General features: G+C 60.1%; 18 protein-coding genes and 1 pseudogene. 8 read left to right on the top strand and 11 right to left on the bottom strand.

Annotation, left to right across the window (positions count from 1 at the left end):
• The first annotated feature begins 12 nt into the window (after nt 1–12).
• The gene (nirB, locus tag LJ360_RS00820; protein WP_264994963.1) at nt 13–2,526 is read left to right on the top strand and encodes a nitrite reductase large subunit NirB; all 2,514 of its coding nucleotides are present in this window, start codon (nt 13–15) and stop codon (nt 2,524–2,526) included.
• A gap of 151 nt (nt 2,527–2,677) precedes the next feature.
• On the opposite strand, the gene LJ360_RS00815 is transcribed toward nirB, so the two are convergent.
• The gene (locus LJ360_RS00815) at nt 2,678–2,983 is read right to left on the bottom strand and encodes a hypothetical protein (RefSeq protein ID WP_264994962.1); all 306 of its coding nucleotides are present in this window, start codon (nt 2,981–2,983) and stop codon (nt 2,678–2,680) included.
• A gap of 112 nt (nt 2,984–3,095) precedes the next feature.
• Here LJ360_RS00815 and nirD point away from each other — a divergent pair, with 112 nt between their 5' ends.
• Complete coding sequence (nirD, locus tag LJ360_RS00810; RefSeq protein WP_091851723.1) at nt 3,096–3,464, top strand: nitrite reductase small subunit NirD; 369 nt, start codon at nt 3,096–3,098, stop codon at nt 3,462–3,464.
• 409 nt (nt 3,465–3,873) lie between these two features.
• Nucleotides 3,874–4,980 (top strand): GGDEF domain-containing protein, encoded by a 1,107-nt coding sequence (locus LJ360_RS00805; RefSeq protein WP_091851725.1) that lies wholly within the window; start codon nt 3,874–3,876, stop codon nt 4,978–4,980.
• A 47-nt stretch (nt 4,981–5,027) separates the two neighbouring features.
• Here LJ360_RS00805 and yfbR read toward each other — a convergent pair whose 3' ends face one another.
• Both yfbR and LJ360_RS00795 read right to left on the bottom strand, forming a co-directional pair.
• A complete protein-coding gene (yfbR, locus tag LJ360_RS00800; protein ID WP_091851727.1) occupies nt 5,028–5,627 on the bottom strand; it encodes a 5'-deoxynucleotidase in 600 nt (199 codons plus the stop codon).
• Nucleotides 5,624–8,344, bottom strand: a complete 2,721-nt coding sequence (locus LJ360_RS00795) for a DUF748 domain-containing protein (RefSeq protein WP_264994961.1) — start codon at nt 8,342–8,344, stop codon at nt 5,624–5,626. The genes yfbR and LJ360_RS00795 overlap by 4 nt, the downstream gene beginning before the upstream one ends.
• Nucleotides 8,345–8,437: 93 nt before the next feature.
• On the opposite strand from LJ360_RS00795, the gene pdxH reads away from it, so the two are divergent.
• The 5 genes from pdxH to LJ360_RS00770 all read left to right on the top strand — a co-directional run bounded on the left by pdxH (nt 8,438) and on the right by LJ360_RS00770 (nt 11,258).
• Entirely contained in the window at nt 8,438–9,073 is a 636-nt protein-coding gene (pdxH, locus tag LJ360_RS00790; protein WP_091851733.1) for a pyridoxamine 5'-phosphate oxidase, read from the top strand.
• Nucleotides 9,042–9,806, top strand: coding sequence for a 4'-phosphopantetheinyl transferase family protein (locus LJ360_RS00785; RefSeq protein WP_264994960.1), 765 nt, complete (start codon nt 9,042–9,044; stop codon nt 9,804–9,806). Before pdxH ends, LJ360_RS00785 begins: the two co-directional genes overlap by 32 nt.
• 20 nt (nt 9,807–9,826) lie before the next feature.
• Nucleotides 9,827–10,438, top strand: coding sequence for a DNA-3-methyladenine glycosylase I (locus LJ360_RS00780; RefSeq protein WP_264994959.1), 612 nt, complete (start codon nt 9,827–9,829; stop codon nt 10,436–10,438).
• A gap of 68 nt (nt 10,439–10,506) precedes the next feature.
• Entirely contained in the window at nt 10,507–10,812 is a 306-nt protein-coding gene (locus tag LJ360_RS00775; RefSeq protein ID WP_091851739.1) for a DUF6482 family protein, read from the top strand.
• A complete protein-coding gene (locus LJ360_RS00770) occupies nt 10,809–11,258 on the top strand; it encodes a DUF3429 domain-containing protein (protein ID WP_264994958.1) in 450 nt (149 codons plus the stop codon). Before LJ360_RS00775 ends, LJ360_RS00770 begins: the two co-directional genes overlap by 4 nt.
• On the opposite strand, the gene LJ360_RS00765 is transcribed toward LJ360_RS00770, so the two are convergent.
• The 8 genes and pseudogenes from LJ360_RS00765 to LJ360_RS00730 all read right to left on the bottom strand — a co-directional run bounded on the left by LJ360_RS00765 (nt 11,230) and on the right by LJ360_RS00730 (nt 21,937).
• A complete protein-coding gene (locus LJ360_RS00765; protein WP_264994957.1) occupies nt 11,230–12,213 on the bottom strand; it encodes an RNA polymerase sigma factor RpoD/SigA in 984 nt (327 codons plus the stop codon). The two genes, LJ360_RS00770 and LJ360_RS00765, sit on opposite strands and share 29 nt — an antisense overlap.
• 272 nt (nt 12,214–12,485) lie before the next feature.
• On the bottom strand, nt 12,486–13,928 hold the full coding sequence (locus LJ360_RS00760) for an aspartate kinase (protein ID WP_091851747.1): 1,443 nt from the start codon (nt 13,926–13,928) through the stop codon (nt 12,486–12,488).
• 128 nt (nt 13,929–14,056) lie between these two features.
• Entirely contained in the window at nt 14,057–15,325 is a 1,269-nt protein-coding gene (ectB, locus tag LJ360_RS00755; RefSeq protein ID WP_091851750.1) for a diaminobutyrate--2-oxoglutarate transaminase, read from the bottom strand.
• A gap of 156 nt (nt 15,326–15,481) precedes the next feature.
• Nucleotides 15,482–15,997: a diaminobutyrate acetyltransferase gene (gene ectA / locus LJ360_RS00750; protein WP_091851753.1), complete on the bottom strand. Its 516-nt coding sequence runs from the start codon at nt 15,995–15,997 to the stop codon at nt 15,482–15,484.
• 132 nt (nt 15,998–16,129) lie between these two features.
• Complete coding sequence (locus tag LJ360_RS00745; RefSeq protein ID WP_264994956.1) at nt 16,130–17,095, bottom strand: hypothetical protein; 966 nt, start codon at nt 17,093–17,095, stop codon at nt 16,130–16,132.
• A complete protein-coding gene (locus LJ360_RS00740; RefSeq protein WP_091851759.1) occupies nt 17,092–18,501 on the bottom strand; it encodes a sodium:solute symporter family transporter in 1,410 nt (469 codons plus the stop codon). Before LJ360_RS00740 ends, LJ360_RS00745 begins: the two co-directional genes overlap by 4 nt.
• 233 nt (nt 18,502–18,734) lie before the next feature.
• Nucleotides 18,735–19,670, bottom strand: a complete 936-nt coding sequence (locus tag LJ360_RS00735; RefSeq protein ID WP_264994955.1) for a radical SAM protein — start codon at nt 19,668–19,670, stop codon at nt 18,735–18,737.
• Between the two features lie 69 nt (nt 19,671–19,739).
• A pseudogene (locus LJ360_RS00730) lies at nt 19,740–21,937 on the bottom strand (FAD-dependent oxidoreductase).
• Between the last annotated feature and the right edge of the window lie 207 nt (nt 21,938–22,144).

Here is a 22,144-nt window from a genome sequence, read left to right as displayed (position 1 = left end):
GAGGACAGACCCATGAGCAACAAAACCCTGATCGTCATCGGTAACGGCATGGTCGGCCATCACTTTCTGGAGCAGTTCGCCGACTCCCCGGCCGCTGCCGGCTTCAACGTCCTGGTTTTCGGAGAGGAAAAGCAGCTGGCCTACGACCGGGTGCACCTGTCCGAATACTTCAGTGGCTCCACCCACGCTGACCTGGCCATGGGCACCGCCGACTGGTACCGGGAAAAGGGCATTGATCTGCACCTGCAAGAGCCGGTTACCGACATCGACCGGGAAGGTCGCGTCGTCACCACCCCTGAAGGCACATACCACTATGATGAGCTGGTGTTGGCCACCGGCTCCTATCCGTTCGTGCCGCCCATCAACGGCAAGGATAACGCCAACTGCTTTGTCTATCGCACCCTGGAAGACCTCGACCGTATCCGCGCCTGCGCTGAGGGCGCCCGTACCGGGGTGGTTGTCGGCGGAGGTCTGCTGGGGCTGGAAGCGGCCAATGCCCTGAAAAGCCTTGGACTGGATGCCCATGTGGTGGAATTCGCCCCACGCCTGATGCCGGTGCAGCTGGATGACGACGGCGGCGCCCTGCTCCGCCGCAAGATCGAACAGCTGGGCGTACAGGTGCATACCGAGAAGGCGACCACCGCGATTGTGGACGGTGAAAGCAGCCGCCTGCGCATGGACTTCAGTGATGAATCCTTCCTGGAAACGGACCTGATCGTGTTCTCCGCCGGCATCCGCCCCCAGGACACCCTGGCCCGTTCCTGCGGCCTGGAAATCGGTGATCGCGGCGGAGTCATCATCAACAACCAGTGCACCACCTCCGATCCGCATATCCACGCCATCGGCGAATGCGCCTTGTGGAACCAGCAGGTTTTTGGCCTGGTGGCACCAGGCTACACCATGGCCCGCACCCTGAGCGCCTTCCTCAATGACGACCGGGATGCAGCCTTCACCGGTGCCGACATGAGCACCAAGCTCAAACTGCTGGGTGTGGATGTGGGCTCCATCGGCGATGCCCACGCCCGGACCCCGGGCGCCCGCAATATCCGCTTTAACGACGAAAAGGCCGGCCACTACCGCCGCATGGTCATCAACGAGGATGGCAAGAAACTGCTCGGGGCCATCCTGGTGGGGGACAACAGCCATTACGATACCCTGCTGCAATACTGCCTAAACGGCATCGACCTGCCGGAAAACCCGGAGTCGCTGATCCTGCCGGAAAGTCAGGGGGGTGCCCCCACCCTCGGCCCCGACGCCCTGCCGGACTCCGCCTCCATCTGCTCCTGCCACAACGTCACCAAGGGCGACGTGTGCTGCGCCATCGATGCCGGCGCCACCGACCTGGGCGCGGTTAAAGCCGGAACCAAAGCCAGCACCGGCTGCGGCGGCTGTGCCGCCCTGCTCAAGAACCTGGTGGACAGCGAGCTGGAGAAGCGCGGCGTGGAGGTCAGCAAGGATATCTGTGAGCACTTCCCCTACAGCCGCCAGGACCTGTTCAACATTGTCAGGGTCAACGGCATCCGAACCTTCCGCACGTTAATCCGGCAGCATGGCAAGGGGCATGGTTGCGATATCTGCAAACCCACGGTGGCGTCCATCCTGGCGACCTGCTGGAACGAGCACATCCTGGCCACGGACCATGTTCCGCTGCAGGACACCAATGACACCTTCATGGCCAACATGCAGAAGAACGGTACCTACTCCATTGTGCCCCGCATACCCGGGGGAGAGATCACACCAGACAAGTTGATTGTGTTGGGAGAGGTAGCGAAGGAGTACGACCTGTATACCAAGATCACCGGCGGCCAGCGGGTGGACCTGTTCGGCGCTACCCTGGGCGAACTGCCGGAGATCTGGGAGAAGCTCATTGCCGCCGGTTTCGAGACCGGCCACGCCTACGGCAAGTCCCTGCGTACGGTCAAGTCCTGTGTTGGCAGTACCTGGTGCCGCTATGGCGTGCAGGAAAGTGTGGGCATGGCGATCCATCTGGAGCACCGCTACAAGGGCCTGCGCGCGCCCCACAAGGTCAAGATGGCGGTGTCAGGCTGCACCCGGGAATGCGCGGAGGCCCAGAGCAAGGACATCGGTGTGATCGCCACTGAAAACGGCTGGAACCTGTATGTATGCGGCAATGGCGGCATGCGCCCCCGCCATGCGGACCTGTTTGCCACCGACCTGTCTGATGACGAGCTGATCCGCATCATCGACCGGGTCCTGATGTTCTACGTGCGCACTGCCGACAGGCTGCAGCGCACCAGTGTGTGGATGGAGAACATGGAGGGGGGCCTGGATTACCTGAAGCAGGTTGTTCTGGAGGACAGCCTGGGGATCTGTGCGGAACTCGAGCAGCACATGGCGGATATTGTGGGCACCTACCAGTGTGAGTGGAAGTCTGCGGTGGAGGATCCGCAGAAGCGCAAGCGGTTCCGGGAGTTTGTGAATGCCCCTGGGCAGAAGGATCCGGTACAGCAGTGGACTACGGAGCGGTTCCAGCGGCGGCCTGTTTTGGCGTCCGGGGAGGCCTGAGGCTTCGTCGTTAGTCTGCGGGTTGGGGCGGGTCGTTGGCCTGCCAGTTTGGGGCTGGGTCGCTAGCCTACGGGTTTGAGGGCTGGGGTCGCTAGCCTGCCAGGTTGGGGGGCTGGGGTCGCTAGCCTGGCCAGGTTGGGGGCTGGAGTCGCTAGCCTGCCAGGTTGGGGGCTGGAGTCGCGCGGGGGTTCTTTTCTTCCGGAAATCGAAAACTCGCTTCGCTCAGACAACGATTCCCTGCAGAAAAGAACCCCCACACACCTCCGGCGGACTTAAGGGGTGACCCAAGGTAAAGGACAAGGACAAAGACAAAGACAAAGACAAAGACAAAGACAAAGACAAAGACAAAGACAAAGACAACGAAAGTAAAACCCGGTTTCTTGTTGAGAGCTGCAACCAATTCGATCACGGCGGGGTGGGGGTGGTCTTCCGCAGGGAAAAAAGGTGTCTGAGCCAAGCGAGTTCTTTTTTCACGGAGGAAGACCACCCCCACCCCGGCGCAGGCACGATATCAAACAGCGGTCTCCCAAAGCGCAAGGGAGCCGAACCGAAGAAAAAGGATACAAGCCATGAAAACCACGACCCAATGGAACATCGTCTGCACCGTAGACGACCTGGTACCAGAATCCGGCATCGCGGTATGGACCGATGATGGCCCGGTGGCCATTTTCTACCTGCCGCACCGACTGCCGGCGCTGTTCGCCATCAGCCACACCGACCCGTTCAGCGGTGCCAATGTCCTGGCCCGGGGTATTACCGGCGACCTGAAAGGCCAGCCCGTGGTGGCCTCCCCGTTGTACAAGCAACACTTCAACCTCGTCACCGGCCAGTGCCTGGAAGATGACACCGTGAGGGTAAACAGCTACCGGGTCCTGCTGGACGGCAACGCAGTGAGGCTGGAAGTCAGCAAGGCAAGGTCCATGGCGAAAGCCGCCTGATCACAGCATCACCTCCCTTCATTGCACGTGCTGCAACGCAGCGCGTAGAGGTCTTACCGGGGTTCGTTTCTGCAGTGAATCGTTGTCTGAGCGAACCGAGTTTTCGATTCCCGGAAGAAACAAACCCCGGCTGAGACTCCTGCACCGTAGCTATAACCAACCCGTTCCCAAAACCATCCCGGACACGCCGGATACAACCTTTAACACAACGCTCTGGTCACTTTCTGCTACAGTAATCAAACAATACCGTAGGCACTGATTAATTAGCGTGACACATAAATACAAATTAATCGGACTGTAGGGTTCAACCCCCTATTTGTAATCCGATGAAAACTCATTCAAACCATTTCGTGGTAATCTTGGCGCACTTTAAAACAACCGTACAAGAACTGACCAAGTCAGCGGAAAGATGACGGCAGAAAGCATCGAGCAAAGGATACAGCGAGCCCAGTCCCTGCGCCTGAAGCGAATGATCTGGGGCTTTGCGAACCACGCCTGTACGGCCCTTGCGGTAATCGGCCTCTACCTTGGTGGCTTCCTGCCAATGGAGCCAGTGCTCGTATTCTTCGCCAGCAGCCTGCTGTGCGGAACCCTTCTGGTGCTTGTACTGCAGTTCGGCATTAACCTGCGGTTCAAAGATCCCAGTATGACCATGATCCAGATCATCTGGCCGGTCATTCCTTCCCTGTATGTCATGTTCTTTGTCGCCCTTCCCCAGGGACGCATCCTGTTCCTGTTGCTGGCCACCGGCGGCATTATGTTCGGCGCCCTGGCCCTGAACCGGCGGCAGATGCTGACCATCGCCTGGCTGTTCTGGCTGGGCTACCTGGGGTTGGTACTGGTGCTGGGCTGGCTGGCTCCAGAGCGAATCTACTGGCCGCTGGAAGCGGTTACCCTGTTTGCCTACGCCTCGGTGTTGTCCATCGTTGCCTACCTTGGCAGCTTTATTTCCGAGCTAAGGCACCAACTCAGTATCCGCAACCGGGAACTGAAGCACGCCAACGTGGAGCTGGTGGAACTGGCGACACGCGACTCCCTGACCAGTCTGCCCAACCGCCGCACAGTGATGGAACAATTCGAACGGGAAGTCGCCCGCAGTGAACGGCAGTCTCCCGGCCCCAAGGCGCTGGGCATCAGCGTGCTGGATATTGACCACTTCAAACGCATAAATGACACGTTTGGCCACCAGGCCGGGGACGAAATCCTGCGCAAGGTCAGCCGCACCATTCAGGCGACCATTCGTAAAGGCGATTACGTGGGACGCATTGGCGGGGAGGAATTTCTGCTGATTTTCCCGGATACATCGCCAGACCATGCCGTGCCCGCAGCGGAGCGCATCCGCAAGGCGGTAGAAGCGCTACGCTTTGATGAATTGCCTGAGGGATACCGGGTCACCGTGTCCCAAGGCGTGACAATTCACCAGGTCGGTGAAACCCTGCAGACCACCTTCAAGCGAGCCGATGAGGCACTCTACCAGGCCAAGAACAGCGGCCGTAACCAGGTTCTTGCGGCCTGAGGCGATTGCTGCCGCCACCCGACCAGGAACAACCCCAGTCCAGGGAATCACCCCCCCAGCAAATGATCCAGTGGCTGACTGTAACCCGGTGCAAACACTTCCAGGAAATACCTCACTTCCGGCAGGCCTTCCTGCTCCAGCCGTTCACGGATCTGCTGGGCGGCGGGCTCAAATTCCCGGTTGCCGGCCTGGATTTCCGCCTCACATTTGAGCAGGGCCGACAACCGGTCTGCTGCCTTCACCAGCTCCGCCACATCCGGCTGCCAGCGTGATTCCTGGATATAGAGGGCAAAGTCAGACTGCAGGCTTTCGGGCAGCAGCGCCAGTAGCTCATCGGATGCCTTGTGCTCGATGTCCCGGAAGGCTTCGCGCATCACCTTCGAGTGATACTTTACCGGGGTCGGCATATCACCGGTGATCACTTCGGAGGCGTCGTGGTACAGGGCTGCGGTGGCGACCGTTTCAGGATTGACCTGGCCGTCAAAGTGCCGGTTACGGATCACCGCCAGGGCATGGGCCAGCGTCGCCACTTCCCATGAATGGGTAGCAACGTTCTCTTCAATCGCGTTGCGCATCAAGCCCCAGCGGCGAATCCACCGCAACCGGCCAATATAGGCAAAGAAATGACTCAGGCCCTGCCCGCTCATCGGGACTCCAGTTCGAACTCGATGGTCACAGGTCCCTCACCACCCTCGCCGGGACGTACCTCCGGTTCCCGCAGGAATATCTGTTCTTCGGCAACGCCGTACTCTTCTACCAGCAGGCTTTTCAGACTGGTCCCACGCTGGGATGCCAGCGACTCCAGTGCGTTATCCGGCAGGGATTCATCTTCTCCGAGCCTGGCTTCAAGGGCAGGTCTGTCCACCGACTCCAGCGCAACACCGCGGATGGTCAGGACAATTTCCTCCCGGGCTTCAAGGGCCTTTGCCACACTCTCCATCTTGGTGTATTCACCCATCACCAGGGTCGTCTCACCAGCCAGGAACGCAACGCCACCCAGCTCCTCCGGGGAGTAATCCCCCAGGTCAGCGATGGAGCCCAGCAGGTTGAAGGGGGACATGGCAGCCTTGACAAGGGATGTCCTAAGGGTGCGCATCATAACCGGTCCCAGGCTGAATTCAGGGTCTGCCAGGTCTCCGCTGACCGGAATTTCCAGGCTTACCCGGTTGTCTTCATCCCGCAGCAAGGCAAGGCCAAGGCGGACCGGGGCGGTAATCTCGGCATCGCTCTGGACCGCCTCCCCGAGTTCGAGCCGCTCCAGCACCAGGTGGTTGGTGGCGTCCAGCTGCGTGCCTTGCAACTCGTAACGCCCCTCACCGGAAAGCTTGCCACTATCGACCCGGTATCCCAGATAGAAGCCGAAATACGAGTTGAGCGCCGGCATGGACAATCCTTCCAGGGTGGCGTTTATTTCTGAACGCCCATCGGTTCCCAGGGTGGCGATGGTACCGTCGGCGCGGAAATCGCCGGAATCGTCCAGCGTGCCGCGCAGGCTGAATCGGCCCTGCTGGGGCGTGATATTGCTGAGGCCGGAAACCGAAGCCTCCAGGTCATGCAGGCGACTGGTGAAGGAAGGGCGGGGTGTATGATCGGTGTAGCGGACCTCTCCGTTGGCCAGGTCTAGCTGGCGGAGCCTGAAGATAAGCGCGGGCGCGCCTTCTGCTTCGCTGTCAGCGCTGCCTGCTGGCTCACCGCTGGCCGGACCAAGGAAACGGACCAGGTTCAGGGGTTGGTGCGGGTATTGGACCACCCCCAGTTCCGGCTCGGAGAGCGTCACGGTACCCAGTTCAAGCCGGGCCGGGGAAAAATTGTATTCGATGGGGTCGAGGCGCAATTCTCGCCAGGCCAGGATGCTGTCGTCTTCATCGGGCAGCCGGCCGTCAAACTGACTGATACTGCCACGACCGCTGAAAGTACCGGTGAGCGGATCGTCCTGCACATCAATGTCGATATTGCCCGACAGATTAAGGCGCCCTTCCAGGACCTCGAGTTCGCTGACTTCCCTCAGATAACCGTTGAACGGAGCCAGCATCAGCTGATCAAGGTTCAACCCTCCCTCAAACGTCAGTGGGGCCAGGGTGAACTGGCCGTTGGCCGAAACTGTCCCGCCCTGCTCAAGCTCCCCGCGGGCCTGGTAGGTGATGGCCTCCTCCAACTGCTCAGTCATTGCCCCGAGGCTCAGCTCCACGTTCTGCAGGGCAAGCCGGACCGCGCTTTCCGGGCGTTCGTCAAGCCAGTCGATCGTGCTCTTGTTGATATCCAGCCGGCCCACCGACCAGCGCAGACCACGTCCATCCCCGCTATCACCTTCCGGGCTGGTTTCGCCGCCACCCCTGAGCGAACGGGTCAGATTCAGGGTGCCGTCCCGGGACACCACTGCGTCCAGGTGGAGCGATTCACCGGTGACGGCGGAAATCACCAGCTCCGGCCCATCCAGGTTGAAAGCCACCCCCTGCATGGCCAGGGTATCGGCACTGGCCAGGACCTGGTCCGGTTGTTCGTGGTCGGCCAGTTCCAGCCGCGTGGCGCTGAGTTGACCATCCCGGGTCGCCAGGGCGATACCCTGGTTATCATGGGCAAACTGGTAGGCGGTTTCGAAGGTCAGGCGGCCACTCTTGACCGACCAGGGCAGGTGGCCACCAAGCCAGGCCCGCAGTGTGTCGGCGCTGACATTATCGAGCAAAAGACGGCCGTTGGACCACACCGGTGACAGGCTGAGGGTCCCCTCGGACTCCAGTACCTGCTCACCCATGACGGCCTGCAGGCTGTAGCTGCCCGCCTCATCCTGATCTGTGGTGGCCACATCGGTCACAGTCAGCCCAAGGGCTTCCAGGGTCAGGGTGTGAGGTTCATTGTCATCCCCCGCTGGCAGTCGTCGCAGCTGCAGTCGCCCGCCGTTGACCACACCTTCGCCCAGCATCCACTGAACCGATGAGCGGTCGCCCTCGTTGCTCCCGGTCGCACCATGCTCGCGCCAGTCTTTGACCAGGTTTGTTCTGCCATCGCCCAGCAGGTCGACCCGCAGGAACGGGTTGTCCAGCGTAAGCTGCTGTGCATTGAGGGAGCCCCGGATCAGCTGCAAAAATCCCAGGTTCAGCGTGACGGCATCTGCTTCGAAGACCGGGGCGCCCTCACCGTCTTTGGCCTTGACGTCTTCTGCGGTCAGGGTAAAGGTGAAGGGGTTGAAACTGACGTCCCCGGTGTCGGCCGTCCAGCCGAGGTACTGCTGCACCCGTTCGGGGATAGCGGAAGCAAGGTAAAGGGGAACCAGGCCGAACCCGGTGACCAGCCAGGCCAACGCCAGCACCAGCAGCCAGAACCACCAACGGCGGTAGGCAGGTTTGCGTCGGACGGTTTCGGTCACTTCGTTCACTCCTTAGAGGTTCTCAAGCGCACGTGATCCTGAAAGAATATAGAAGCGTAGATTCGAACCCAACCTTTATATCAGGAATCCCCGATGGATATAGGTGATATGCGCCGCGATTTCGAGAGCGAAGGCCTCGACCGCGAGCACCTGGACGATGACCCCTTCCGGCAATTCGAACTCTGGTTCAACGATGCCAGGACAGCCGGTATCCTCGAGCCCAATGCCATGTCGCTGGCGACTTCCGGCGCGGATTCCCGACCTGACCTGCGTACGGTGTTACTGAAATACTTCGACCAGGACGGCTTCGTATTTTATACCAATTATGGCAGCCGCAAGGCCCGGGAGCTTGAGGAAAACCCGAATGCCGCCTTGTTGTTTCCCTGGATCGGCCTGAACCGGCAAGTGATCGTGCAGGGCTCGGTAACCCGGGTCAGCCAGACCGAATCGCTACGTTACTTCGCCAGCCGCCCCCGGGGCAGCCAACTCGGCGCCTGGGTGTCGGAACAGAGCAAGGTGATCCGTTCCCGGGGCCTGCTGGAGCAGAAAGTCGCCGAGATCAAACGCAAGTTCGGTGATGGCGAAATCCCGCTGCCGTCATTCTGGGGCGGCTACCGGGTGGTTCCCCATCGCATCGAATTCTGGCAAGGTCGCCCGAGCCGCCTGCATGACCGTTTCGAATACCTCAGGAGCGACAATGGCTGGACTATCCAAAGACTCCAACCCTGATCGGGCCGCCGTTTCCGTCTGGCTCGGTCGTCAGCCCCTCGAGCCATACGACTTCCCGGACTGGCTGGGAACCTACGAACGCGAAGTCGCCTCCGGGATGGCCACGGGCCGGTTGATGGAGTTTGTCCACAGCCGCTGGCTGGTACGGCAGTCCCTTTATGGCGTAAGCGGCCACGCCCCCCACCTGTGCCGCCCGGTACACGGTCGCCCGGTGGCCTCGGCCGAGCCCGAGGGCTGGCATCTTTCCCTGAGCCACAGTCACGGCATGTCTGCCTGTGCGGTGTCCTCCCGCCAGGGTATCGGCGTCGATATCGAGCCGCTGTACCGTGATACCAACTGGAGGCGCATCGTGCGCCGCTGGTTCACCGAACGGGAGCAGGACTGGTTGCTCGCCCAGCCAGACCAGGACACCTTCCTGCAGGTCTGGACCCTCAAGGAGGCCTGGCTCAAGGCCACAGGCCGTGGCATTGCCAATAACCTGCAAACCCTGGAAGTCAGCGCCAACCTTGATCTGCTTGGTGACCGCCCCGGTGAAACATGGCACGCGGCGCTGACCCAGGCAGAAGGCTACATGATTGCGGTTGTCTGGCAGGATGAAAGTACCGAGGCCGCACCGGCCCTTCACCTGGTCCACACCAGTGACGAAGCCCACCTGGTGCCGGCGGAGCTGGAGCGCCTGTCCGAGCAGCCCTGGATGATTTGCCCCATGGCCCAGAGGACCTCGGCGCGCTGAACAACAGGAGAACCAGCACCATGGACCATAATGCCGAACGATGCCCCTGGTGTGGCAACGACTCACTCTACGTGGACTATCACGACAATGTCTGGGGCCGACCGGAAACCGACGACCTGGCCCTGTTCGAAAAGCTCTGCCTGGACGGCCAGCAGGCAGGCCTGAGCTGGATTACCATCCTGCGTAAACAGCACAACTACCGGGCTGCCTATGACGCCTTTGATCCAGAGAAGATTGCCCGCTATGACCAGCAAAAAATTGAATCGCTGCTGGCAGACCCCGGCATAATCCGCAATCGCCTGAAAGTTGAGTCGATCATCCGCAATGCCCGGGCCTGGCTGGCCATGGAAGAGCAGGGCGAGTCCCTTAGCCAGTTGCTGTGGTCCTTTGTGGACGGGCTGCCCATCCAGAACCGCTGGCAAAGCATCAGCGAGGTTCCCGTCACCACGCCAGAGGCCGAAGCCATGTCAAAGGCGCTCAAGCAGCGCGGCTTCAACTTTGTCGGTCCCACCATCGTATACGCTTTCATGCAAGCCACTGGCATGGTTAACGATCATCTGGTGCAGTGCCATGCCCACGAACCCTGCCGGGAACTGGGCTCGCCGGACCGCTTTTTCTTGCCGCCACACTGATCCTTCCCTCCGGTCACGGCGTAAAGTCGGGTATCGAACAACCACCTCGACCCGATGGGGACCTACCCGTGCGCATTACCCTTGCTGAACTGCACAAGGCCGGAACCGGCCCGGTGACGCTGCTGGAAATCCTGTCCATCGAAGGACAAAGATACATGGCCCGTATTTACCTTGGTGAGCAGACCCTGATCCTGTCGGACCCCCGTGGCCGAACCCGACTCTTCCGCAGTAGTTGGGAGATTCTCGACACCCTAAAGGAAATTGACATTCAACGCACCGATGTGGTCCACGGCTCCGCTTACAATGAGATGGTTGGGATGGCGCCGGCACCGGTGGATCCGCTGCGAATCCGGATTCAGGGGCAGCAGCAGTGATTTCCGTCGAAAGACTTGCCATCCTGGTGGGGGTGGCCGGGCTGGTCCCTTTCCTGGCCGGCGTCATCGGACTGTTTCTAATGCCGGCGCACGCCAGCTGGCTGATATCATGGTTCCATATCTATAGTGCCGGCATCCTTGCCTTTATGGCGGGGGTCTACTGGCCGGTAGCCATGCAACTGGAAAACCGGTGCTATCCATTGTCACCCGTTGTCACGCTGGTTATCAGCCAGGTGCTTTTCCTGGCCGGTGGGCTGGCCCTGCTATTGCCGCTGGAGTGGCGGGCCCTGGTGTATCCGGTGGCGTATATTGCGTTGTGCCTGATAGACGTGCGCTGGCTCTATAACTACTGGCCCTTGTGGTATCGGCGCCTGCGGATGGGGCTAACCACCGTGGTGGTTATCTGTCAGCTTGCGGTCATTGGCTGGATGTCCCTTCACCCCTGACATTATCCCCGTTTCCGGGAAGGGTGAGCTGTTTCAGTTTGCGGATGGCCGTCTTCTCGATCTGGCGCACCCGCTCTCGACTGATGCCCAGATCCTCAGAAATGACCTGTAAGGTATGCCCGGAGTTCATGCCCAGGCCGAAACGACGAGTGAGCACCTCCTGCTCGCGGTGGCTGAGGTGGCCCATCAGGGACTCCAGGGTCCGCTTATGGTCGTCTTCCTGCACCAGGGAAGCAGGATCTGCCCGGTCATCCGACAGCGTATCTCCCAATGATGTATCGGTATCCTCGCCCAGAGTCAGCTCGGTAGACAGCTCGGTCGCCGCGTAGCCCCGGATCTCGCTGATCCGCGCCGGATCCACCTCCATTTCCTGTGCCAGCTCACTCTGACGGGGCGGACGGGCGAGGCGATGATGCAGGCGCATGGTGACGGCCTGTAACTGGCGGATTTCATCGATGATATGGTCCGGGGTGCGAACCACCCGATAACCCCGCTTCCGGGACCGGCGCACCTCCTCGGTAATCCACCAGTATGCATAGGTGGAAAAACGGAACCCGCGGGCCGGGTCGAAACGGTCCACCGCCTTGATCAGACCGATATTGGCCTCCTGGATCAGGTCACCCATTGCAGTGCCAGTGTAGTCATGGCGTCGGGCAATGTGGACGGCAAGCCGAAGGTTACTGCGGATTAACCGTTCCCGGCTACCCTCGAGCAACGCTCTCAGGCGCTGCCCCCGGCTGCTACTCAATGGGAGATCCGTGTAACAGTCGCGGGCCTCGCGGATGGTTGCCGGTACGGGCCGGCCGGTGAGAGCGGCCAGTCTGTCGAACAGGCGGGTCAACCGGGCCGACAGCCGTTGTTCCTGGGCCGGGGTCAACAAATCATGATCGGAAACATCCCGGAAATACCGGGAAACGAGGCTCTCGGAAAGCTCGTTGAAGGAGTCATGTCGCATGGGCACTCCACAGGGGCCGGACCATACCGGTCCCGGTTCAGGTTCTGTCAGTGTTTACGGACAGAAAGCCGGCGCGGATTGCCACAACAGTGAGGTCAGCGGAGGTTAAACGAAGGTTCGGTATGCGGAAAAAAGTCGTCATCAGGGGACCGGAAGGCACCCGGCACAAAGTGCCGGGCACCCCGATCAGGAGGCAAGACATCCCCCCTTACCAACGGGTGAAGCGACCGGTTTCACCCGTCGATAACCGGTTGCCGTGAGGAAGGGCCTCCTCAGGCGGCGACGATGGCGTATTCGTGGTTGTGGGGCTCGATCAGCACACCGTGGAGGGCCACGATGGCCTTCTCGTAGTTGTCCTCGTCCACCACAAACTGGATGTCCACCTGGCGCATGCACTGGTGAACCGCCAGCACGCTGATTTCCTCATCCGCCAGTGCCTTGACCGAACGGGAAAGGATACCGGGCACTTTCATGTCGGAACCGATGGCCGACACCAGCGCCACCTTGCGGGTATTGAGTTCCGCATTGGGGAAGGTTTCCTCCAGCGCCTTGACCACCCGCTTCACGTGCTTGAGAGTACTGTCCACGTAATGGGTAATGGTGTTGGCGTTGGTATCCTTGGACACAAACCGCACCTTGAAGCGGCTCAGCACTTCCAGGATCCTGCGGTCATAACCCGGCTCGCCCTGCATGTCCTGGTCGAACACCTCGATGGCGAAGATGCCCTTGGCGCCGGCAATGATTTCAACCCGGGGCTTCTCACTGACATAGTCGCCGGTGATCAGGGTGCCGGTATGTTCCGGCTCGAAGGTGTTCTTCACCCGCAGGGGAATCTCATTCTGGCGCAGGCCCTTGCCGGCACGTGGGTGGATTGCTTCCATACCCAGGTTGGCCAGCTGGTCGGCCACATCGTAGTTGGTCCGACCCAGGGGCACCACCTTGTCGGCACCAACGATGTTGGGGTCGGCGGAACTCAGGTGATATTCCTTGTGAATGACGGCCTCGCGAGCATTGGTGATCACCGCTACCCGGCTGAAGGTCATCTCGCTGTAGCCCCGGTCGAAGGTACGCATCAAACCTTCCTTGCACTGGGCATAGCCGGTCACAATGGGCAGCTCACGGGTCAGGTCGACAGCGTCGAACGCCTGCTTGAGTTTTTCATCCAACGGCAACAATTCATTGTCGCGCCAGCCGGTCAGATCCACGAAACGGGCGTTAATGCCTTCCTGCTGAAGCTTGAGAGCGGTATTGAAGGCACTGTGGGCCTCGCCGATACCCGCCAGCATCTCCCGCACGGTCAGCAGGTGCTCTTCCAGCTGGAACTGGCCGTAGGAACACAGCCGCTGGAGATCGATCAGACAGCCGCGAACGCCTTCGATACGGTCGGTGATGAACTGGTCGGCCTGCTGCTTGAGCATGGGGTCGACGAACAGTTCGCCGTTGATGTCGGTGAGGAACTTCACCAGCTTGGTGAGATCGTCACCCCAGGCCCAGTCAGACTCGGCATCGGCAAACAGGGCATAGACGCCCGGCTCACCGGTTTTCTTGTGCTCCAGAAGCTCATTGGTCACGCCACCGTAGGCGGAGACCACAAAGATGCGCTGATACAGGTCATCTTTCTTGCGGTCACCGATGATGATGTTATCTCGGACCGCCTCGTAGTTGCTCATGGAGGTACCGCCGATCTTCTCGACGGTATGCAATTGGCTAGTCATGGTGTTTCCGTCATTATCCTGCAGAATGAATGGCCAGGGAGGTCAACAAGTGCCCGTCCCGCGAGATTTGCAGTTTCCCGGGACCAGCCCGGGAAACCACCAAATCAACCAGCCGGGTCACTGGCGTCTTATGACGCTTTGCTGATCCCTTCCTGCATGATTTCGTCCACACTTTCAGACAGAATCTTAGCACCTTTTTTCAGGTCATCCTCACTGGTGGTCAGCGGCATCAGGCACTTGATGACCTCGTCGTTGGGACCACTGGTCTCGATGATGAGCCCCTTCTCGAAGGCGCGGGCGGTGATGGCATCGGTCAGCTCGGCGTTTTTCGCCTCGATACCACGCATCAGGCCACGGCCCTTGACGTGGAACTCACCGGGATACTTGTCGCAGATGGCCTGCAGGGCATCGCCCAGAACCTTGGTCTTGGCCTTCACCTCATTGGCAAAGGCGTCATCCTTCCAGTAGGTCTCGATGGCGGTGCGCGCGGTCACAAACGCCATGTTGTTACCCCGGAAGGTACCGTTGTGCTCACCAGACTCCCAGATATCCAGTTCCGGCTTGAACAGCACCAGCGCCATGGGCAGGCCGTAGCCGCTCAGGGACTTGGAGACGGTCACCATATCAGGCTTGATGCCGGCGAATTCGAAGCTGAAGAACTCACCGGTGCGGCCATTGCCCGCCTGGATGTCATCCAGAATCAGTAGCATGTCGTGCTTCTTGCACAGCTTCTCCAGGCCCTGCAGCCACTCGGCGCGAGCCGCGTTCAGACCACCTTCACCCTGGACGGCCTCGACGATCACCGCCGCCGGGGTTTCGTAGCCCGAAGAGCCGTCAGACAGCAGCTTGTCCATGATCGCCAGGCTATCCACGTCTTCACCCAGGTAGCCGTCGTAGAACATGAAGTCCACATTGGCCAGGGGCATACCCACGCCACCACGGTGATGTTTGTTACCAGTAGCCGCTACGGCACCGGTGGTCACGCCGTGGAAGCCGTTAGTGAAGGAAATGATGTTGGTACGACCCTTCACCTTGCGGGCCAGCTTCAGGGCGGCCTCGACACAGTTGGTACCGGTAGGCCCGGTGAACTGCATCTTGTAGTTCAGGCCGCGGGGCTCAAGGATGTACTTCTTGTAGGACTCAATGAAGTCGTGCTTGGCGGTGGTGAACAGATCCAGGCCCTGGCTTACGCCGTCAGCCTCGATGTATTCCAGCAATGCTTTCTTCAGGACATCGTTGTTGTGGCCGTAGTTCAGGGACCCGGCGCCAGCCAGGAAGTCCAGGTATTCCTTGCCGTCTTCGGTGTACAGGTGCGCGTTCTTGGCCCGGTTGAAAATGACCGGAAAGGCCCGTGAATAAACGCGAACTTCGGATTCAGTAGACTTGAAGATTTCCATTGTCTTGCCTCTTAGCATGTCAGGTTCGAGGTGGAAATGCGGGGTGCCGGACGGGGTTCGGTCGCGACCGGCACAACGCACAGTTTCAGGGGCGCTGAAGGCAGGGGTTCCTCTTACCCCCTGCCGGCCCGTCAAACAAAAGCGATGTCGGTGCGATCAGCCCTTGCGGGTGAAGGGGCCTATACGCAGCAGGAATTCGGAGTCGTGCTGACCACCAAAATGCAGCTCTTTTTCGAAGTGCTCGTGGTATTTCACTTCCGCGTCCATATCCCGGGCGAAAGAACGGAACAATGCCCACGAGGCTTCGTTGTCTTCGGTAATCGTGGTTTCCATGTGGGTAACCTGCTTGCACGCATCCCGGGCCACGATTTCCTTGAGCATTCGCTTGGCGAGACCCTGGCCGCGACCCTTTTCATGGACGGCGACCTGCCAGACGAAAATAGTGTCAGGCTGGCTGGGCGGGATATAACCGGAGATAAAGCCGACGAGTTCGCCGTTCATCTCCGCTGCCACGCCAGTTTCGGCAAAGTGGCTGCACTGCAGGAGGTTGCAGTAGATGGAGTTGGGGTCCAGCGGCGGGCACTCTGCCACCAACTGGTGGAGTCGGAAGCCATCATCCTTGACCGGAGTGCGGAGGGTGATGGCGGTGGTATTTGAACCTTCGGTTGTCATGTTCAGTCTTTTCGCTGCAAACGTTAGTGGTGAATTATATAGACCACGAAATAAAAATCAACCGGGCACCCATGCCACAGAACACCCAGTCTTCCGCCGGAGCCCAAAAGCCGTTAAAGATACACTTTTATATTAGGCCAATTTCTCACCGATTCCATTAACACCCATCAATTGTTCCACGGAGAGCAAGGTACCGTTAAGAATACGATGACGATATGACAAGGCAGCGTCACTGCCCGGTGGCCATAGATGGTCAAACCGGACGAGCCAGTCAACCAGGGGAAAGTCTACCGGCACCAGTGCGCCGTGCAGCGGGAGGGAATATTCAGGCGCCAGGCCCTCTGATGCCGGGCTGGTCAGGGACAGGCGCGCAACCAGTCCACGGGAATCACCGAGCAGATTACCCATGCCGGCAGCGCCATTATTCAGGAATAGCCGGGCCCGATCTCCCACGACCAGGTTACGAATAACAGGGAGGCAGGTATGGGTGCTGACAATCACATCTGCATCGGTTTGCCAGAACCATTCGGCGAGCTGGTCATCACCCGCCTGCGCAAGGACCTCATGGGCCAGCCCCCAGCCGGCCAGGGACTCCGGATCGCCGTGCAAAATAACAACCTTTAGTCCTCCAAAGATCAGACAACGATAACGGGGCAAGTCAGCAAGCCTTTGCTGCAGATCCGGGTGGTTTTCCGCCACCCGCTGCAGGCGCTCCATGATGCGATTGGAGCGCTCTACCACTGCGTCTTCCACGAAGTCCGGATACGCACAGCCACACCCGGCACCATCGCCGGGACGGGCAAGTTCGTATTCCACGTTACCGGTAATCGCGTCGTGCGACAGCACCCGGTCATTGATCTCCCGGAAAAGCGCATCGTCGGCATTGAACCAGTTGAAATCGCCGTTAAAGAGCAGTTTTACACGCAAACCGCCTCGCTGCTCCCGCTCCGCCATGGCTTCGATTTCATCCAGTGCGCAGGGGTTTCCGTAGAGGCCGCCGATCACATAGAGCACATCGGCATCACAGGCTTGCGGCTCCGCGGTAAGCTGCTCCGGACGATACCGATACTGCAGCGGACAGCTGCGGCCTTCGGTCATGACCCCGCCCCGGTTGTGGCCAGCGCACGACCCGCAAGGCGGCGCAACACCAGCGGCAGGAAGAACCCGAAGGTACAGATCAGGATGCCCCAGGCATTGGTACCCAGCAGCAGTGCATAGGCGCCCTCGCCGATGGCCCAGGAATCCGGTATCCAGCCGACGGTGAGTAATACACCCAGCCCAAGCCCGGTCCAGAAACTGAGATGGAAGCTCCAGGGCGACCAGCGGGTAAAGCCGTAGAACAGGAAAACCGGTGCCAGGCCCATCACCATGGTGCCGGAGATGGTGGTTGCCTTGAGAATGTCGGTGCCGGCAAACATGGGCAGGTTACCGAGAATGGCGAAGATGATCATCACCGCAGCACCCACCTTCATACTCGGCAGTCGCTCCGCCGCGCGCTTTGCCAGCCGTGGCAGATCCACCGCCAGGGACTTGGAGAATGAGGTAAAGGTGGAGTCCAGGGTCGATCCGGCTGAGGTCATCATCACCACACTCATCAGGAACAATGCCGTCAGCCCAAGCGCCTGGCCTACTGCCGCCGGGGCATTACCACCGGCGTCAATGCCATTGAGCCGTGCGTGCACACCCACCAGGCTGAAGATAAACACGGCCACGAAGCCCAGCAGGCCCGCCACCACGAAACTCTTCAACATGGTCTTTTCCCGGTTCACAAAGCCCCGATCGGTCAGTACCGGATCGTGGAACGGATAGCTGAACAGCTGCAGGCCGGCTACCAGCAACAGATCCATGCCAGCCTCCAGCCGGAACTCACCGGTAGTGAGCAGGGTTCCGGTATCGTTGGCAGGAATGATCAGGAACAGCACCGCTGCCACAAAGAACACGAAGAGCACCGCCTGAATGACATCCGTGAAGATGGAGCTGCGCAGGCCCCCCTTGAGGCTGTAGGCGAGGGTAAAGGCGGTAAAAACCATGGCCGCCGTGTAGTAGGGCCATTCCCCGACATTGCCGAAGTAACCTCCCACGACCGCCGTATTACTCCACACTTCGTTATAGAGGCGAATCAGGATAGCGGCCGCAAAGCTCAGCGCCGCCAGCCGGCCAAAGCGGGAGGTAAGGAATTCCTGCAGGCTCCCGGCACCGGTCTGGGTACGGATCAGGTAGATGATGTAACCGGCAACCGGTATGGACAGCCAGTAAGCGGCATAGGCCAGGCCACCGGTAACACCGTAGGCGGCGCCCAGATTGGCGGCGTTGGTCACGGACTTGGCGAAGATCCAGCTGATGAAGATGGATGCGGTGAGTGACCACTGACCTACTGGCCGCCCCTGATCATCGGCGCCTTTATAAAAGGACTCAGCGTTGCGACTCTTCGGTGACAGGACATACATTACCACCCCGTAGACGATCAGAAAGCCCCAGAACAGGGTGGCTTCAGTGCCGGTCATCGATTGTTATCTCCTTTGTAACGGTCGTAACTGACCCATTGCTCAACGTTCAGCCACGCGGAGAGCAGCACACTGCTTGCGGAGTCTGTGGTGGGGTGCCTTTCGCAGCAGCGCCATGGATGGCGCGGTGCAAGGTCGGTCCATGGACGGGCCGTGAATTGCAGCGGAGAAAGGCACCCCGGCGCAGGCTCCCGCTCCGGACCGCAAAGGCCTACTCAACGTCGCGGGCAGCATCAAGCAGGCGCGCTACAACTCGCCCCAAACCGGTAACAGGAAAAGCACCGGTGATGCCGCAGCATAATGCGTTCATCCATACTCTCCGCCAGGGTGCCACCCAGGTCGTACTGGGGGTCGTCGTCCACCAGGGTGCAGGCGAAAACCCGCACCTGATCGTTCTTCTTCACCAGCATGCGGGTGTAGGTGCACATGAAGTGGGCCCTGCTTTCCCGGGTGGGGTATTTCTCCATGCAGTTTTCGGTGATTTCCGGACTGCCATCGTCAGAACCCGGGGTGCCCAGATCCGGAAACGCCGTGAAGGCCAGGGTCTCCGGAATCCCCCATTCCCGGAAAATACCCCGGAAAGCATTTTCCACCTGCAGCGGGTCCTCCATGGGATCGCTCTGCCGGGCAATGGATACTTTGAAACCCTGGTCGACAAGCCAGCGGATGCCTTCCAACGCCTTGTCGAAACTTCCCTCACCCCGGTCCACATCGTGGCGGGCAGCATCCGGGTAGTCCAGGCTGACCCTAAAATGGATCGGATGGGGATTATCCAGCAACGGCAACACCTTGTGCCGACGCTTCAACAGAGGGTCAGTCGCATTGGTGAGGACAAAGCAGGGGCGGTGCTGGCTGGCGTAATCGAGGATATTCACAAAATCCCGGATGACGAAGGGCTCGCCACCGGTAAAGGAAAACTGCTCTACACCCATATCCAGTGCTTCATGGATAAAGGGCTCGACATCGCTGAGCTTCATCCCCGGGATACGCCCATCTCCCGGATGGGACCCTTCAAGGCAGAAGGGGCAGGCCAGGTTGCAGGCGGTGCCGGTGTGTATCCACAACTCCCGCAGACGGTCAGAGTCGATGTACCCACGGTGTTCACCCTCCCGGGTGTGGGTCCAGCTGTCCCTGGCTCGCGGCTCCAGTACTTCAGTGACGGGTATCATTTCTCGGCAGTCAGGGGCATAGGGGCTCCATCACAACGTTTTGTTAGTCCTCAGACACGACAATGTCCATTATGTTACAGATCTGTCCTGTTTACGTTGGGCCTTGCCGGTATGGCCACCACCCAATCGCCAGCGGTGAAATCGTTCCAGCCAGGCCAGGACGCCTTGGGGCGCATGGGCCTGTTTCCACTGTCCGGCAGCGGCCTTGGCAGATTCATTCCAGGTGGGATAGGGGTGGATGGTACCGAGGATTTTGTTGAGGCCGATGCCATGCTTCATGGCCAGGGTAAACTCCGCCAGGATCTCACCACCGTGGGCGCCCACCACTACCGCGCCAAGGATGCGGTCCTTGCCAGGCACCGTCAGCACCTTGATAAAGCCGTGGTCCTCGTCCTCTGCGATGGCCCTGTCCAGGTCGTCCAGGCCATAGCGGGTAACCTCATAGTCAACACCCTGCGCCCGGGCTTCCGCCTCACTCAGGCCCACCCGGGCCACTTCCGGCGCTGTAAAGGTCACCCAGGGCAACACCCGGTAATCCACCCGGAACCGCCGGAACTGACCAAACAGTCCGTTGACCGCGGCGTACCAGGCCTGGTGGGAGGCGGCGTGGGTAAACTGGTAGGGGCCGGCCACATCTCCGCAGGCGAACACATTGGGGAAGCCCACACTCAGGTCTTCTTCCACCGGCACGGTGCCATTGTCACGAGGCTCGATACCCAGTGCTTCGAGGTTCAGTCCGTCGGTATTACCAGCCCGGCCAACGGCCACCAGTACCCGGTCAAAGGGAATCCGCACCCGCTCGCCATGGTGCTCACACCAGGCGACGCGCTCGCCGTTCTCCTCAGCAAATTCCACGGCCTTGTGACCTGTTCGCAGATCAATGCCTTCCCGGTGGAACTGCGCCTGCACCAGCTCCGAGACCTCGACGTCTTCCTTCGCAAGAATCCGGTCGCCGGCCTCAATCTGGATTACCCGGCTACCCAGCCGGGCGAAAGCCTGGGAGAGCTCGCACCCGATGGGACCCCCGCCCAGAACCAGCAACCGCCCTGGCTGCTCTTGCAGGTCCCACAGGTTCTCCGAAGTGAGCGGGTCCATGGTGTTCAGGCCGGGAATCGGAGGCACAAACGGCTTGCCGCCGGTGGCAATGACGATGCTGCGGGCGCTGAGCCTTTCCCGGCGACCATCGTTACGGACCACATCGACTTCCCAGGGAGACACAAAGGCCGCGCCGCCTTCGATAACATCCACGCCCAGGCCGCGATAACGCTCCGGGGAGTCATGGGGTTCAACCTTTGCAATGATTTTTTTACTCGACCCATGATGCTCGAAAAGTTGCCCGATACCGGCACAGAGTCCAGCCCGTAGCGATCAGCATGGCGCAGGGTATCGGCGGCCTTCGCACTGCGGATCAGCGCCTTGGACGGGACACAGCCGGTGTTCAGGCAGTCACCGCCCATCCGGTCCCGCTCGATCAACGCCACTTTCGCTTTCACAGCCGCTCCAATGTACGCCGAGACCAGTCCGGCCGATCCGCCACCAATCACCAGCAGGTTATAGTCGAACGAATCCGGTTTCCGGAAGCCCCGGTATGCCCGACGACGCCGGATAAAGCCCACCACGAACTTGGCCATGAGAGGGAACAGGCCCAGCAGGGCAAACGACAGCAGCAGGTCGGCCGAGACAATATCGCCCATACTGCTCACCTGTCCCAGCTGTGTGCCCGCGTTCACATAGACAAAGGTGCCCGGCAACATGCCCAGCCAACTGACCAAGGCATAGGTGCGCAGTTTCATCCCCGTCAGGCCCATGGCCAGGTTAATCAGGAAGAAGGGAAACACCGGTACCAGGCGCAACGTTGCCAGGTAAAAGGCACCGTCCTTTTCGATACCCTCATCAATCCGGCGGATGGTTTTGGCGTACTTGCGCTTTAGGGTATCCCGCAACAGGAAGCGCGCCACCAGGAAGGCCAGGGACGCACCGATGGTGGAGGCCACCGAGACAGTCAACAGCCCGACCAGGTTACCCAGGAACGCCCCGCCCGCCAGGGTCAGCACAGTGGCGCCGGGCAGGGACAAGGCCGTACTGACCACATAGACCAAGGCGTAAAGCGACACCGCGAGCACCAGGTTGTCCGCAATCCACGCCTCCAGCTGTGCCTGGTTCTGCTTCAGGTTCTCCAGGGTCAGCACGTCCGGCCCACCCAGCGTGATAAAGGCCGCCACGAGCAGGGCAATCAGGGTGAGGACAATCAGTTTCGGTTTTGACATGGTCTACAACGTCCGGAAGAAAAATGACGGGTATCAGACACGGATACGGCCGATCTGTTACAGGGTAGCGTGCAACGGATGCCGGAAGTACTGAGGCATACGAAAACCAGCGATATACGGGCCAGTCAGGGCAACAGATTGTCCGGCATCCGGCCCATACGGGAAAGGGGACCGAAGTCCCCTTTCTCATTACTACAGATCTCGTTA

This window comes from Marinobacter sp. AN1 (genome assembly GCF_026013985.1).
Classification (GTDB): domain Bacteria; phylum Pseudomonadota; class Gammaproteobacteria; order Pseudomonadales; family Oleiphilaceae; genus Marinobacter; species Marinobacter segnicrescens.
This window is presented reverse-complemented; position numbering and strand designations above follow the sequence as displayed.